This is a genomic window from Ovoidimarina sediminis, from assembly GCF_032586175.1.
Lineage (GTDB): Bacteria > Pseudomonadota > Alphaproteobacteria > Rhodobacterales > Rhodobacteraceae > Ovoidimarina > Ovoidimarina sediminis.
In genome coordinates this window covers 1-13,819 of record NZ_JAWHTE010000001.1, presented here as the reverse complement: position 1 = coordinate 13,819, position 13,819 = coordinate 1, and the positions used below count along the sequence as shown (strand labels likewise).

At 63.6% G+C, this 13,819-nt stretch carries 14 protein-coding genes and 1 tRNA gene; 10 read left to right on the top strand and 5 right to left on the bottom strand.

Features of this window, described 5'->3' with window-relative positions; translation table 11 throughout:
- Nucleotides 1-146: 146 nt before the first annotated feature.
- A complete protein-coding gene (locus RXV90_RS00075; RefSeq protein ID WP_316646177.1) occupies nt 147-605 on the top strand; it encodes a hypothetical protein in 459 nt (152 codons plus the stop codon).
- Between the two features lie 184 nt (nt 606-789).
- On the opposite strand, the gene RXV90_RS00070 is transcribed toward RXV90_RS00075, so the two are convergent.
- On the bottom strand, nt 790-1,653 hold the full coding sequence (locus RXV90_RS00070; protein ID WP_316646176.1) for an NAD(P)-dependent oxidoreductase: 864 nt from the start codon (nt 1,651-1,653) through the stop codon (nt 790-792).
- 225 nt (nt 1,654-1,878) lie between these two features.
- Between RXV90_RS00070 and RXV90_RS00065 the strand changes: the two genes are divergently transcribed.
- Genes RXV90_RS00065 through RXV90_RS00030 form a run of 8 tightly spaced genes read left to right on the top strand, consistent with a single transcriptional unit; the run spans nt 1,879 to nt 9,647 of the window.
- Nucleotides 1,879-3,393, top strand: a complete 1,515-nt coding sequence (locus RXV90_RS00065) for a tripartite tricarboxylate transporter permease (protein WP_316646175.1) — start codon at nt 1,879-1,881, stop codon at nt 3,391-3,393.
- Nucleotides 3,383-3,829, top strand: coding sequence for a tripartite tricarboxylate transporter TctB family protein (locus tag RXV90_RS00060; RefSeq protein ID WP_316646174.1), 447 nt, complete (start codon nt 3,383-3,385; stop codon nt 3,827-3,829). The genes RXV90_RS00065 and RXV90_RS00060 overlap by 11 nt, the downstream gene beginning before the upstream one ends.
- Nucleotides 3,830-3,834: 5 nt before the next feature.
- Nucleotides 3,835-4,926, top strand: a complete 1,092-nt coding sequence (locus RXV90_RS00055) for a hypothetical protein (RefSeq protein WP_316646173.1) — start codon at nt 3,835-3,837, stop codon at nt 4,924-4,926.
- A gap of 1 nt (nt 4,927) precedes the next feature.
- Complete coding sequence (locus RXV90_RS00050) at nt 4,928-5,917, top strand: substrate-binding domain-containing protein (protein ID WP_316646172.1); 990 nt, start codon at nt 4,928-4,930, stop codon at nt 5,915-5,917.
- Nucleotides 5,917-6,657: a class II aldolase/adducin family protein gene (locus RXV90_RS00045; RefSeq protein WP_316646171.1), complete on the top strand. Its 741-nt coding sequence runs from the start codon at nt 5,917-5,919 to the stop codon at nt 6,655-6,657. Before RXV90_RS00050 ends, RXV90_RS00045 begins: the two co-directional genes overlap by 1 nt.
- A gap of 1 nt (nt 6,658) precedes the next feature.
- Complete coding sequence (locus tag RXV90_RS00040) at nt 6,659-7,324, top strand: class II aldolase/adducin family protein (RefSeq protein ID WP_316646170.1); 666 nt, start codon at nt 6,659-6,661, stop codon at nt 7,322-7,324.
- On the top strand, nt 7,321-8,175 hold the full coding sequence (locus RXV90_RS00035) for a shikimate dehydrogenase (protein ID WP_316646169.1): 855 nt from the start codon (nt 7,321-7,323) through the stop codon (nt 8,173-8,175). Before RXV90_RS00040 ends, RXV90_RS00035 begins: the two co-directional genes overlap by 4 nt.
- A gap of 11 nt (nt 8,176-8,186) precedes the next feature.
- On the top strand, nt 8,187-9,647 hold the full coding sequence (locus tag RXV90_RS00030; RefSeq protein ID WP_316646168.1) for an aldehyde dehydrogenase family protein: 1,461 nt from the start codon (nt 8,187-8,189) through the stop codon (nt 9,645-9,647).
- 18 nt (nt 9,648-9,665) lie between these two features.
- On the opposite strand, the gene RXV90_RS00025 is transcribed toward RXV90_RS00030, so the two are convergent.
- On the bottom strand, nt 9,666-10,112 hold the full coding sequence (locus RXV90_RS00025; RefSeq protein WP_316646167.1) for a universal stress protein: 447 nt from the start codon (nt 10,110-10,112) through the stop codon (nt 9,666-9,668).
- A gap of 191 nt (nt 10,113-10,303) precedes the next feature.
- Nucleotides 10,304-10,393: transfer RNA gene (locus RXV90_RS00020), tRNA-Ser, on the bottom strand.
- Between the two features lie 132 nt (nt 10,394-10,525).
- Here RXV90_RS00020 and RXV90_RS00015 point away from each other — a divergent pair.
- Nucleotides 10,526-11,356: a DUF2059 domain-containing protein gene (locus RXV90_RS00015; RefSeq protein WP_316646166.1), complete on the top strand. Its 831-nt coding sequence runs from the start codon at nt 10,526-10,528 to the stop codon at nt 11,354-11,356.
- 154 nt (nt 11,357-11,510) lie between these two features.
- On the opposite strand, the gene RXV90_RS00010 is transcribed toward RXV90_RS00015, so the two are convergent.
- Both RXV90_RS00010 and RXV90_RS00005 read right to left on the bottom strand, forming a co-directional pair.
- The gene (locus RXV90_RS00010) at nt 11,511-12,629 is read right to left on the bottom strand and encodes an acyltransferase family protein (protein ID WP_316646165.1); all 1,119 of its coding nucleotides are present in this window, start codon (nt 12,627-12,629) and stop codon (nt 11,511-11,513) included.
- Nucleotides 12,626-13,285 carry a sterol desaturase family protein gene (locus RXV90_RS00005; protein ID WP_316646164.1) on the bottom strand — a complete coding sequence of 220 codons (660 nt, stop codon included), beginning with the start codon at nt 13,283-13,285 and terminating at the stop codon, nt 12,626-12,628. The genes RXV90_RS00010 and RXV90_RS00005 overlap by 4 nt, the downstream gene beginning before the upstream one ends.
- Between the last annotated feature and the right edge of the window lie 534 nt (nt 13,286-13,819).

Genomic DNA, 13,819 nt, shown 5'->3' with positions numbered 1-13,819 from the left:
GGATGGGGGAACGTGGCGGTTGGTGAGGCGGGTCTGGCTTTGCGACGGGGTGGGTGCCCGTGTCTTGCCGCCGCGCGCGCCGATTGATCCTGATCAGTTCTTTTCTGCCACTTCGAAGTGAAATGGGGTTAGGGAGGGACCTTGCGATGCAATCACCTTTTACGCTCAAAGCTGCAGGCGGCTCGGTCGGGCGGCTGATCGGCCTCGTCGTTTTTCTGATGTCCCTGATCGCCGCAAATCCAGTGGGTGCACTTACCGGCAGAACTGTTACCGGCGATTGGTTTGACCACGAGATCCGATGGGTCGACGGGTACACGAGCTATCGCGCCAAGTGGAAGGTTTTCGATGTGGATGGCGAAGTTGTCGTCTGCGGCGCAGGTCAGAATGTCGGGCACCAGTACAGCGAGAACAAGCGCATCCTTCGAGATCTTGGATTCTTCATCGGCGGCAAGCTCGTCATGAGGGATCTGAGGTTCTTCAGCAAAGTCGGCAAGCGCGAGCCATTGCTCGGGGCTGTTGCCCACTGCAAATCCACCGGCCGGAGTGCAAGCGAGTTCTCGTCGAAATCCGTGCGTCTTGGTAAGGCGGTTTCGCGCCGGTACTGATCAGAGCCAATCGCTGGCAATTTCTTGTGGAGCGCATGGTGATCCATCATGCGCCGTTGCTATCACCAAGGCTGACGGCGCCGGCTGCGGTCATCGACCATTCCAGCTTGCGCGTCCTGCGTTGAAACCGCCCCCGGGGCAACACGCCAGCCTGCGCCAAAGGCTTGCCGCTCGCCGCCGGCACTCACCCCTTCACAACCTCCTCGAGTGGGCGCACCGGGATCGGCAGGCCGAGGTATTCCGCGCTGTCCTCGTGAAGGAGTTCGCGCACCCGGTCGGGGCCGATGCGTTTGACGAGCTGATCGACGAGCCCGAAGAGGGGCAGGGGAACGCCGGCCTGCTGGCTGAGATCGAGCACAACGTCCATGTCCTTCTCGTGCCAGGTGAATTTCGACGTGTCCCAGCGTTCGAGCGTCGTGTTCCGGGCGGGGCATTTCAGAAGCGTCTCGCGCATCGCCTGGGCGTCGATGCCGCAGGATTTCGCAAGCGCGAGCGTTTCGTAATTCGCCACGCAGGCCGCCCAGTGCATCATGTTGTTGCAGGCCTTGCCAAGCTGGCCGCAGCCGGTGGGGCCCAGATGCTCCACGCTTCGGCTGTAGGCCATGAGAACGGCGCGCACGCGATCGATATCCTCCTGCGTCCCGCCGCAAAGCGAGATCAGGTTGCCCTGCTTCGCGCCCTGCAGCCCGTAGCACACGGGCGCATCGACGAAGCCCACGCTGGCCGCGCGGCAGGTTTCGGCCAGCTCGATCATCGTGCCGGGGTGGTTCGTGGCGGCGACGACGATGACCTGTCCTGCCTTGGGCCCGGCCTCCAGAAGCCCGCCGACGACGGCGCGGGATTGATCGTCGGTGCTGACGACGCAGATCACGACGTCGGCGGACCCGGCGATCTCTGCCAGCCCCGTGGCGGCCACGACATCCCCCGAGGTTGCGGCGAAGAGCGTGTCTGGGTCGGTGTCATAGGCCAGAACATCGAACCCGGCCTTTGCGCAATGCCCGGCCATGGCGGCGCCCATCGCGCCCACCCCCACAAATCCAACCTGCATGATCCGCCCTCCCTGGCCCATTGTCAGACAGAGAATTGCCCGCACGGGAAGCCTTTCAACCGCGCGGTCGGTATTGTTCCCGCATATGGAACGGCGGTCCAAACACGCTTCACCACCTCCGGGTGCCTGTCATAGGCTGAATTGCGCGGCCAAGATCGGGCCGCCGGGGCGCCGTTCGAGGGCAGGCCGTCAAGAGCCGCCGGACGCGCACATCGGGAGGAGCGAATGATCGGTTTCGATCAGATATTTGCGCCGCTTTTCAATATTCTGACCACCCCCTATCTGATGGGCCTGATCCTTCTTGCCATTCCGCTGGGGATGTTCTTCGGCGCCGTGCCCGGGCTTGGCGGAAAGCTGGGGATCGTGCTTCTGATCCCCTTCGTTTTCGGGATGGATCCGCTGGCGGGCTCTGTCTTTCTTCTGGCGATGCATGCGGTCGTGCATACCGGGGGGTCGATCCCATCGATCCTGTTCGGGGTGCCGGGGACGGGGCCCGATGCGGCGACGATCGTCGATGGCTATCCTATGGCGCAACGCGGCGAAGCGGGGCGCGCGCTTGGGGCCTCGCTTGGCGCGTCCGGAATTGGAGGGGTGATCGGTGCGGTCTTCCTCGCCGCGATGCTCCCTGTTCTGAAGCCGGTGATCCTGTCGTTTTCCCCGGCGGAGTTCTTTCTGCTCGCGCTCTTCGGGATCACCTTCATCGCCATGCTGTCGGGCCGCAGCCTGATCAAGGGCGTGGCGGTCGGGTTCCTGGGGCTTCTCGTCTCCCTCGTGGGCCTCGATCCTCATACGGGATCGGAGCGGTTCACCTTCGGCCAGCTCTGGCTCTGGGACGGGGTGAGCGTGGTGGCCGCCGTGCTGGGGATCTTCGCGATCCCCGAGATGATGTCGCTTGCCGTGAAGGGCGGGGCGATCGCCAAGGTCGAGGGCAAGGCCAAGGCCTATGACCTTGGACAGGTGTTACAGGGGATCTGGGATGTGTTCCGCCACCCGTGGCTTACGTTCCGCACCTCGGTGATAGGGGCTGCGATCGGGGCGATCCCGGGGCTCGGAGGCGATGCGGCGTCGTGGATCTGCTACGGCCACGCGGTGCAGTCAGCCAAGGACCAGTCGATGTTCGGCAAGGGCGATGTGCGGGGCGTGATCGCGCCCGAGACCGCCAACAACTCGAAGGAAGGCGGGTCGCTTCTGCCGACGCTGTTCTTCGGGGTGCCGGGCTCGTCGGGCATGGCGATCCTGATCGGGGCCTTCATCATGCTGGGCATCCAGCCCGGGCCGCATATCGCGCTGACGGGGATGGATCTTGTCTGGTCGCTGATCTGGGCGCTGGCGCTGGCAAACCTACTGTCGATCCCGGTCTTCATGCTGATGGCCCCGGCGTTCTCGCTGCTCGTGTTCGTCCGGGGCGCGCTTCTCATTCCCTTCGTGCTCGTCCTCGCCTTCCTCGGTGCCTACCTGTCGGAATCGGCCTGGGAGAATATGCTGATCCTGATCGGCCTCGGGATCCTCGGCTATTTCCTGAAGAAATACGGCTGGCCCCGCCCGCCTTTCGTGATCGGGCTCGTGCTGGGCCATATCGCGGAGGATTCGATCCACAAGGCGCTGGCGATCTGGGGGCCGACCTTTTTCCTCAGACCGCTCAGCCTCGTCTTCATCGCGATGATCCTTGCGACGATCGGGGCCTATATCTGGCGGCAGCGGAAGGCGCGTGACGGCAAGGAGGTGCATTTTGACATTTAACGCCCGCACCGCCACGTCGCTTGTGATGTTCGCCCTGTTCGCGGGGGCCTGCGTTCTGGCGCTTGGCCTGCCGCAGAAGGCAGCCTTCATGCCGCTCCTCGTGGGCATCCCGGGGGCCCTTCTGTGCTTGTGGCAGCTGGTGCTGGATCTCCGGCGGCCCGCGGACGCGCCGCCGGACAAGGACGAGGCGGCGGAGGGGAAATCGGAAATCGAGGTGTTCATCTGGCTTGGCGCCTTCGCCATCGCGATCATCGGGTTCGGCTTCATTGTGGGCGGGCCGCTGATCGTGCTCGCTTTCGTGAAACTGTCGCGCGATGAGACATGGGTGAACGCCCTGATCGCCGGGGCGGGAACCTTCGCCGTGGTCTATGGCGTGTTCATCCTGCTTTTGGAACTGCCCCTGTTCCAGGGCCTGGTTCTCGAAGCGATCCTGTAGCGCCGATGCTTCTTCTCTCCAACGCCGATGTCGCGGAGGTTCTCGACATGGAAACGACCATGGCGGCGCTGGAAGAGGCCTATCTCGGCGTGGCCGACGGCGGGGCGACGTGCCGGCCAAGGATCGACGTGAACATTCCGACGTCGGATCCCGAGCGTGTGTATCGCTGGGGCACGATGGAGGGTGGCGCGCGGGACGGGTATTTTGCGATCCGGATGAAATCGGACGTGCTGCATTGGGAAACGGCGGCGGACGGCACGGTGACGCGGGAAAAGTTCTGCGGCCGGCCCGGGCTGTTCCTCGGGCTGATCCTGCTGACCTCCACCGAAACCGGGCTGCCGCTTGCGCTGATCCAGGACGGGGTGCTGCAACACATGCGCGTGGGCGGCGACGGCGGGCTTGGCGTGCGGTACATGGCGCGCACGGATGCCGAGGTGGTGGGCATGCTGGGTTCGGGCGGCATGGCGAAAACCCATGTTGCCTCTTTTCTCACCGCGCGGCCGGGGATCCGGAGGCTGAAGGTCTACAGCCCGACGCGCGCGCACCGCGAGGCCTTCGGGGCCCGGGCGGCCGACACCCACGGCATCGAGGTGGAGGTGTGCGACCGGCCGGAGGCGATTTACGAAGGGGCGGCGATCGTGGCGGCGCTGACGGACGCGACCGCGCCCGTGCTTGACGGCGACAGGCTGGAGCCTGGCACGCATGTGGTGAATATCGGCGGCGGCGGCGTGCCCGATCGTCGGACGCTCGAGCGGGTGGACGTTTACCTCAGGATGGGCGACGCGCCCGCCCCCGAAGGCCTGCCGCCCTTCGAGCAGGAATACCTGTCCTGGCGCGTGGGTGCGCCGCCTGCCAGGCGCCCCAAGGAAAAGGCCCATGGCAACATGCTGCCGGGCCGCAGGGTAAGCCTGAAGGAGATCCGGGATGGCAGCCACCCGGGCCGCACATCGGACGATCAGATCACCTGGTCGGAACGCGGCAACCTTCAGGGGGCGCAGTTCTTTTCCGTCGCGGGCCGGGCCTATGAGGCGGCGCGCGACAAGGGGCTTGGCCGCGAAATACCCGACGACTGGCTTTTGCAAACGATCCGGAACTGACATGACAAAACTGCCATTGACCATCGCCACCACCGATTACGATCACTTCCGCGATATCCGGACCGGGGCCGTTCAGCCCGAGGGGATCGACCTCAACTGGCTGCTGCTGGGCCATCACGAATGCTTCGCGCGGATGACGGCGCATCGGGAATTCGACCTCTCCGAAATGAGTTTCGCCAAGTTCTCTACCCAGGTGACGCGCGAGAACAGCGATCTGATCGGCCTTCCGGTGATCTGTTCGCGGCTGTTCCGGTTTTCGTCTTTCTACGTCAATCGCAAGGCGGGCATCGAAAAGATCGAGGATCTTTACGGCAAGACGGTGGGCAGCCCAGAATGGGCGCATTCCGCCGCTGTCTGGATGCGCGGCTGGATGCAGAACGATGTCGGGATGGACATGACGAAAATCCGCTGGGTGCAGGCGGGGGCCAATGCGCCGGGGCGCGAAGAGAAGGTGGAACTGAACCTGCCCGACGGCATCGAGATCACGCGCGTGAAGGACAAGTCGCTGTCGGAGATGCTGGCAAGCGGAGAACTTGACTGTGCGATCATCGCGCGCCCGCCCACATGTTTCCTCGAAGGCCACCCCGATGTGGTGCGGCTGTTTCCGGATTTCCTGGAACGTGAGGAACAGCAATATGCCGACACCGGCGTCTGGCCGATCATGCATATCGTGGCGATGAAGAAATCGGTGCTGGAGGCGCATCCATGGGCGGCGCGGAACCTTTATGCGGCCTTCGACGAAAGCCGGCGGCGCAGCGTGGAACGGATCCTCGACCCGGCGGTGTCGCGCTATCCGGTGGCCTGGCTGCCGATCTATGCCAGAAAGATGCAGCAGACATTCGGCAAGGAGCTGTTTCCCTTCGGGATCGAGGCAAACCGGAAGACTTGGGAGATGATGGGGCTTTACACCTACCAGCAGGGGATCGCGCACCGGCAATTCGCGCCGGAGGAAATCTTTCCCGACACGATCGAAACGAAGGTGATCATCTGATGCCCGCGAGTGGAGGACCTGTTGCCCCCGAACGCATCGCCGATGTCGCGGCGGCGGCGCGCATTCTGGCCGCGCGGGGCGTGGTGGACGGCTTCGGCCATGTCTCGATGCGCCACCCCGATGCGCCCGACCGCTACCTGATGTCCCGCGCGCTGGCGCCCGCTCTGGTGATGCCCGAGGATATCGTGGAATACGACCTTGAAAGCGAGGCCTGCGATCCGGACGCGCCGAAAGGTTTTCTCGAACGTTTCATCCACGGGCAGATCTATGCCGCGCGGCCCGACGTGAACGCGGTGGTGCACAGCCATTCGCCCTCTGTGATCCCGTTCGGGATCGCGAAAGCCCCGATGCAGGCCTGCTTTCACAACGCGGCATTTCTTGCGGGCGGGGTGCCCGTGTTCGACATCTGGAAGCATTACGGGGCAACCGACATGCTGGTGTCGGACAACGAGAAGGGCGGGAAGCTGGCCGAATGCCTCGCCGACCGGCCCGTGGCGCTGATGCGCGCGCATGGATCGGTGGCCTGCGGCCGATCGCTCGAGGTGGCGGTGTTCCGGGCCGTCTATACCGAGGTGAACGCACGGGTACAGCACTGGGCCGGCGCCCTGGCCGAGGAGGGCGAGGAGCTGGCCGTTCTGCGCGACGAGGAAGGCGTACTGGCGGATGTGCCGAACCAGACGGCGGGGATGCGGGCCTGGGATCTCTGGCGGCGCGAGATACGCGATACAGCGGGGTGGTGAGATGAGCGAGAGAGACGATCTGGCCCTGTGCCTGAGGATGCTCGAGCATCAGGGCATCATCGATTTCAACGGCCATGCCTCGATCCGGACCGAGGGGGGGATGTTCATCAACATCGGCTCGGCCCAGCGAAGCCGCCTGACGGCGGCGGATATCTGCACCGTCGATCTCGACGGCACCCTGATCGAGGGGGCCGGTAAGCCGCCGCTCGAATTCCACCTCCATGCCGGGATCTACCGCGATCGGCCAGAGGTGGGGGCGATCGTGCACGCCCATCCCTCGTGGTCGACCTTCCTGACGATGACGGGGCATGACTACCTTCCGGTCTTCGCGCAGGGCACGCTGGTGCATCCGGTGCCGGTGCTCGATACACCCGACTCGATCAACAGCCCCGAGATGTCGGCAAGGCTCAACAAGGTGATGGGGGAACGCCCCGCGGCGCTGATGAAATCGCACGGCGCAGTGACGGTGGGAGCCGATATCGTCGAGGCCTTCGTTCTGATCGTCTACCTCGAAGAAAACGTGCGGCGGCAATACATGGCCCGCCAGATCGGCGAGCCCTACGCCTTTTCCGAGGCGGAGGCCGAGGCGGCGCGCAAGAAGCTCTGGACCGAGGGGCTATTCCGGCGGACCTGGGAGCATTACCGCGCCAAGCTGGAGGATGCATGAGCGACACGCAAAGCTATCACCTGATCGGCGTCATGGGCTGGCCCGTGATGCATTCGCGCTCGCCCTTGATGCACAATTACTGGTTCCGGCAGACCGGGCTGCAGGGCAAATACGTCTTCCTGCCGCTCGAACCCGCGCGGCTCGAGGCTGCGCTGCGCGCGCTTCCGGCACTGAATTTCGCGGGCGCCAACCTGACGATCCCGCACAAGCTTCAGGCCATGGAGATCGTGGATGAGATCGATCCGGTCGCCCGTAAGATCGGGGCGATTTCCTGCGTCGTGGTGCGGGACGACGGATCGCTCTGGGGGACGAACAACGACTGGCTGGGCTTCCTCGGCAACCTGAAGCAATCGGTGCCGGGTTGGCGCGGCGATGCGGGGCCCGCAACGGTGATCGGGGCAGGGGGCGGATCGCGGGCGATCTGCCACGCGCTTCTGTCCGAGGGCGCGCCGGCGGTGCGGCTGGTGAACCGGACGCGCGCGCATGCCGACCGACTGGCGGCCGATATCGGTGGGCCGATCGAGGTGGTGGGCTGGGAGGAACGGCACGGGGCGCTTGAAGGGGCGGCGACGGTCGTCAACACCACGAGCCTTGGCATGGTGGGGCAACCGCCGCTGGATCTTCGGCTTGATGCGCTCGGGCCAGACGCAGTGGTGGCCGATATCATCTACACCCCACTCGAGACGCCGCTTGTCGAGGCGGCGCGGGCGCGGGGGAACGCCGCCGTGGGCGGGCTTGGCATGCTTATCCACCAGGGCCCGCCAGCCTGGAAACTGTGGTTCGGGCTGAAGCCCGAGGTGACCGATGAACTTCGCTCGATGATGGAAGAGAGCATTCTGGGCGACCGCTGAAGGAGGACGACATGGCGAAGGACGAAGGCGGCCTGATGATTGGCCGGATGCTGATCGGCGGTGAATTCGTCGAAAGCGAAGGCGGCGGCTGGATCGAAACGATAAACCCCGCGACAGAGGCGCTGATCGGGCGGGTGCCGGAGGGCACGGCGGCGGATGTGGAACGCGCGGTCGCAGCGGCAACCAAGGCGCAGAAGGCCTGGGCTGCGCTCGATATGCAGGCGCGGGCGGGGTACCTCAACCGGCTGGGTGACGCGATCCTCGAGCGGGCAGACGAACTTGCCGAACTCGAGGCGATCGATACCGGCAACACCATCGGCAAGATGAAGGCGGACGTCGAGAAATCGGTGGAGCGGATCCGGCTGGCCGCGGGCCTCGCCTTCGAGATCAAGGGCCAGACGATCCCCGCAACCGCCAAGGGCCTGCACATGACGCTGCCCACGCCCTACGGGATCGTGGGGCGGATCATCCCGTTCAACCACCCCTTCGGCTTCGCCGCCTCGCGGCTGGCGAGCGCGATCATTCCGGGCAACGCGATCATCATCAAGCCTTGCGAGACCTCGCCGCTGTCGGCCTGCGTGCTGGGCGAGATCGTGACCGAGATCCTGCCCGCCGGCGTCGTCAACATCGTCACCGGCGGCCCCGCGACAGGCGAGGCCATCGTCAGGCACCCGAAGATCAAACGCATCGCCTTCATCGGCCATGCGGCGACGGGCATGGCGATTCAGCGCGCGGCCGCGGACGTGGCGGTGAAACACGTGACGCTGGAGCTTGGCGGCAAGAACCCGATGATCATCTGCCCCGACGCCGATCTCGACGCGGCGAGCGCGGCCGCCGTCCGGGGCATGAACTTCGCCTGGCAAGGCCAGTCCTGCGGCTCGACCTCGCGGCTGATGCTGCACGAGGACGTCTATGACACCGTACTCCCCCGGGTGATCGAGAAAATATCGACTATGAAGGCCGGCGATCCGCTCGATCCGGCTTCCGACATGGGGCCGATGAACTCGAAGATGCAGTACGACAAGACGATGAAGTATATCGATATCGCCAAGGCGGACGGGGCAACGCTGGCCGCGGGCGGCAAGCGGCCTGAGGGCCCCGAATATGAAAAGGGCTTCTGGGTGGAGCCCACGGTGTTCACCGATGTAACCACGGATATGCGGATCGCTCGGGAAGAGGTGTTCGGCCCGGTCCTGTCGGTCTTCAAGTGGCGCGAGATCGACGAGGTGATCGAGATGGCCAACGCGATCGACCTCGGCCTCACGGCGTCGATCTGGACGCGCGATCTCGATCTTGCCCTCAGGCTCACGCGTGAGGTCGAGGCGGGTTATGTCTGGATCAACGGCTGCGGCACGCATTTCCGCAACGTGCCCCACGGCGGGTTCAAGAACTCCGGCACCGGGCGCGAAGAGGGGATCGACGAGATCCTGAGCTACACCGAGGTGAAGGCCGTCAACATCATGGCGGGGTAGGCGGGGAGGGCCGGACGGCTACCTCAGGACGAGAACGGGACGCTTGCTCAGCGCCAGAACCTCCGCCGTCTGGCTGCCGATCAGCATCTTGCGCACGCCGCGCCGCCCGTGGGTGGCCATGACGATCAGGTCGCACTCCTCCCTGTCCGCCGTCTCCATGATTCCGTCGGCGGGGTGCCGGTCGGGCACGTGAACCGAGGTGGCGGTGACGCCGGCGGCCTTCGCGCGCGTTTCGAAGGCTTGAAGCACATCTCTGGCAGAGGCTGCGGCGGCGGCCTCGTAATCAGGGATCGCGCTCAGGTCGCCGCCTTCGTATTGGCCTGCGACTTCGAGAGCGGACCAGAGTTCGGTCACGGTGACGAAGACGAGGTCCGCACCGACGGCCTTTGCAAGCGCGATGCCATGCTCGACGGCGTGACCCGCAAGATCCGATCCGTCGGTCGCCACGAGAATTCTTTCATACATCGGATCTTCCTTTCCCGCCGGAGCTTAGGCCGCCGCACAGCCGGGCATGGCCTTTGAAAGAAGTATGATGCGGGAACGCGCCCTGCGACTTGATCCGGATCAATCCCGTTGCAACTGCGGCATGGCCGGTGCCCCGGGCGATTGCCGGGACCGCAGCGAACCACATTGTTTCAACGGGTTATCGGGGGTAGTGGCGGAGAGACAGGGATTCGAACCCTGGGTGGGCTTGCACCCACAACGGTTTTCGAGACCGCCCCGTTCGACCACTCCGGCACCTCTCCGCGAAGGGTCGCGCGACCGATTAGAAGATCGGCGCGGTGGACGCAACCATTTTGCGTCATATTCGCGTGGCCCCGCCTTGGAAATCGGCCGGAGCGACACTAGCCTAACGAGGGGAGAGACCGGAGTTCGTCATGTCCAAAGTTTTGTCTGCCTTCGTGATCGCGGCCGCGATCGTCACCGCACCGCCCGCAATGGCGGATCGGGCGGAGGATCTGCGCAGCCTGGGCGAGGCGATTGGCCTGCCGCGGATCATCGCACTGATGCGCGAGGAGGGGCTCGCCTATGGCGACGATATCGCGAACGACATGTTCGGCGGTGTGCCGAGCGCATCCTGGCAGGGGACGGTGGACGAGATCTACGACACCGACGCCATGCTGGAGGCCGTCGAGGCCGGGCTAGAGGACGGGCTCGCGGAAACCGACCTCGATCCCCTTCTCGAGTTCTTCACCTCCGAACGCGGCCAGCGGATCATCGATTTCGAGATCAGCGCGCGCGCGGCGCTCATGGACGAGGATATCGAGGCGGCGGCCGAGGAAACCTATCTCGGGTTGCGGGATGCGGGCGATGCGCGGCTCGACCTGCTGGACCGGTTCGTTGAGGCCAACGACCTTGTCGAATCGAACGTGATGGGCGCGATGAATTCGAATTATGCGTTCTACGAGGGGTTGGCCGACAGCGATGCGCTGCCCCCCAGCATGACCGAGAACGACATGCTGCGCGAAGTCTGGTCGCAGGAAGATCTGATCCGGGAAGACACGACGCTTTGGGTTTTTTCCTACCTTTCGATGGCCTATCGTCCGCTCGATGATGCGGACCTGGAGGCGTATATCGCGATTTCCGAGACCGAGGCAGGGCAGGCGCTGAACCGCGCGTTGTTCGACGGGTTCGACGATATGTACGTCGCGATCTCCCGCGCGCTCGGACAGGCGGCGGGGCGGCTGATGGGCGGGCAGGATATCTAGGGCCACATGATCTGACGAACTGGTAAAGCCTCGATATCAGCCAGATTAATGAGCCGATTGCGCGCGATGGGTCCAATTCGGAATGGCGGGCGACCAGCAGAATCGAAGTCAAGGACAGGATTTCAACCATGCCCGTTTGCGGCAAGGTCTTTTGTCACGAGCGCGGTGGGCCATGGTTCCAGGATGGCATGGCGTTCGAAAGCGCAGCCCGGATGCGCGGTAAGGGCCGCTCGAAAACAGCAGCAAACAGAACGGCGAAAAGGATCGGGCCAACAAAAAAGACGGCCACTTTGGCCCGCAGGTCTTCCGGCAGCACCGCATCCATCAGGTGCAGGACCGGGTAGTGGGTGACGTAAAGCGAGAAGCTCGCCCCAGCCGACCAGCGCACCGCCCGCGCAACGCGGTCTGGCAGTTTCCACGGCCTTGGTCTCCTTGCCAGGGCAAAAACTCCGATAAGGTGCAGCGCCACCAACAGGGCCAAGATCGAATTCCAAAGTACCTCGTCCGAATACACCATAGCCCGCTGTACCGTTCCTGGCGGCAAGAGCGCCTCGGTTGCCGCGAGGAGTGTGGTGTGAACGCCCATGGCCTTTGCGAGTACCGCAACCACGGGTGCGCCAACCGCGCAAAGCATCGCCGCCACGGGGGATAGCGCCACCTTCCCGGAGCGAACGATGTTCCAAACCCAAACCCCGAGCACCCAAGCCGGAAGCAATAGAAGGATCGGCAGGCCTGCCAGAACAACAACAAGCGTCGCGAGCAGCAAGCGAAGTGCCCCGCGGGCAAAGACGACGATCGCGAAGAGCGTGTAGTAAGCCGCCTCGTAGCTCAGCGACCATAGCGGTCCATTCGTACCCGGCCGAACCCAGTCCCAGATGCCCTGCCACTGATTGGTGAAGGTGAGGCTGCGCAGGAGCAGGTCGCTTGGCGGCAATGGCCAGTAATAATCCAGCGGGTATGCTTCTGGATTGATCGAGAGACCGATCCTGTCGAAGAGCAGGGTGATCAGCACGGCGGGAATCATTACCGACCAGAGCCTGGTCAACCGGTTGAAGGCGAAGCGACCGGCCGTACCGTCGCGCTCGGTCGCGTAGGCAATGACCACGCCGGAGAGGACAAAGAACACCACGACAGCGTCAGAGGCCACATTCCAGGTGCGCAACTCCACAATAGCCCCGTCTGTAAAACGCTGATGCGCCACATGACCCATAAGCACCAGCAATGCAGCACTAAGGCGCAGGAAATCCAGCCAGAGGGAGAATCCGCGTATCATGAGCGCGTGTCTGCCTCGGCCTCGTGCTGTGATTGGATGGAGCGTCGTCCTGCCTTGCGCTGCATGACAGCCCAGCTCTCCGTGAAGGGGTTGAAGAGTGCGGCAGTGAGGGTCTCATGGGGCTGTCCCAATGGACGACCCTCTTCATCTGCGACGCCGAACCGAAGCTGCTCTTGTCCATTGCGCGGCACGTAGAGCGTACCAAACATCCAGTCCCAGATCGCGAACATCGAACCGTAGTTCTTGTTGTGATGACGCTTGTCCATAGAGTGGTGAACCTGATGCTGGGCGGGAGAAATGAAAATGTGTTCAATCGCTGGCCCGAAGCTTAGCCAGACCTGACTGTGTCGAAGATTGGCGCCGAGAGCGTTGAAAACGACGTAGAAAGCGTTTGCGCCCCCTATGACTAGCAGGCTGGATTGTCCTACCAGCGCAAACACCATCGCGCCCTGAATCAAGCCGACCAATAATGAGATGAATACGTTGCGAAAGAAGGTCTCAAAAGGGTGCGCACGCATCAGTGTAAGTGGCGTCAGCACCTCTGCCGAGTGATGGACCGCGTGGAACGGCCACAGTACCGGCCATTCGTGGTGCATGCGGTGAGCCCAGTATTTGCAGAAATCCGTAGCCATGACGGCGATCAGCGTGACGGCCATCATCTCGCCAAAGACAACGCTGTCGCCGCGGGGGGGCGGAGAATTACCCGTAAGCCCGGTGATCAGTAGGGTCGTCTGGTGGGCAACGTAGCTGACGAAAAGGGTAGCACCCGTTACTCCGAAGATAGTCAGTACCCTGTGGACGGCAAAGAGCTTAACATCCAGCAGATTGGAGCGGTGCAAGTAGAAGGATCGCGGTTAAAGAAATGCTATGAAGCCCTGCGTCGGCCCCCTGATTATCCATATGAAAAAGGCGAGGATGATCGCACTCGCCAGGTAAACCAGCGCAAGACGGGACCCCAATCCCGTGAAAACAAACTGAAGATCGTTCGCGATGCTTTGGTAAATTTCCATTGCCAGATCCGCCACATATCTGTGTCGTCAATAGTGTGTGTGTATGGCGCTTCCGCGGCGCTTCGAGGACGAATTTCTGAAGGCTCGCCTCCCCTAAAGCATCCGACTGAAAACCTGAATCGCGGGGATTCCTGTTGGAGCTGATTTGTGATTCATCCTGTCTGGGAGGATGGATCATGT

Excerpts from the sequence above, each read along its gene's own strand:
- RXV90_RS00075 (WP_316646177.1), top strand. The coding sequence starts at position 147 with ATGCAATCACCTTTTACGCTCAAAGCTGCAGGCGGCTCGGTCGGGCGG.
- RXV90_RS00070 (WP_316646176.1), bottom strand. The coding sequence starts at position 1,653 with ATGCAGGTTGGATTTGTGGGGGTGGGCGCGATGGGCGCCGCCATGGCC.
- RXV90_RS00065 (WP_316646175.1), top strand. The coding sequence starts at position 1,879 with ATGATCGGTTTCGATCAGATATTTGCGCCGCTTTTCAATATTCTGACC.
- RXV90_RS00055 (WP_316646173.1), top strand. The coding sequence starts at position 3,835 with ATGCTTCTTCTCTCCAACGCCGATGTCGCGGAGGTTCTCGACATGGAA.
- RXV90_RS00050 (WP_316646172.1), top strand. The coding sequence starts at position 4,928 with ATGACAAAACTGCCATTGACCATCGCCACCACCGATTACGATCACTTC.
- RXV90_RS00045 (WP_316646171.1), top strand. The coding sequence starts at position 5,917 with ATGCCCGCGAGTGGAGGACCTGTTGCCCCCGAACGCATCGCCGATGTC.
- RXV90_RS00040 (WP_316646170.1), top strand. The coding sequence starts at position 6,659 with ATGAGCGAGAGAGACGATCTGGCCCTGTGCCTGAGGATGCTCGAGCAT.
- RXV90_RS00035 (WP_316646169.1), top strand. The coding sequence starts at position 7,321 with ATGAGCGACACGCAAAGCTATCACCTGATCGGCGTCATGGGCTGGCCC.
- RXV90_RS00030 (WP_316646168.1), top strand. The coding sequence starts at position 8,187 with ATGGCGAAGGACGAAGGCGGCCTGATGATTGGCCGGATGCTGATCGGC.
- RXV90_RS00025 (WP_316646167.1), bottom strand. The coding sequence starts at position 10,112 with ATGTATGAAAGAATTCTCGTGGCGACCGACGGATCGGATCTTGCGGGT.
- RXV90_RS00015 (WP_316646166.1), top strand. The coding sequence starts at position 10,526 with ATGTCCAAAGTTTTGTCTGCCTTCGTGATCGCGGCCGCGATCGTCACC.
- RXV90_RS00010 (WP_316646165.1), bottom strand. The coding sequence starts at position 12,629 with ATGATACGCGGATTCTCCCTCTGGCTGGATTTCCTGCGCCTTAGTGCT.
- RXV90_RS00005 (WP_316646164.1), bottom strand. The coding sequence starts at position 13,285 with ATGGCCGTCACGCTGATCGCCGTCATGGCTACGGATTTCTGCAAATAC.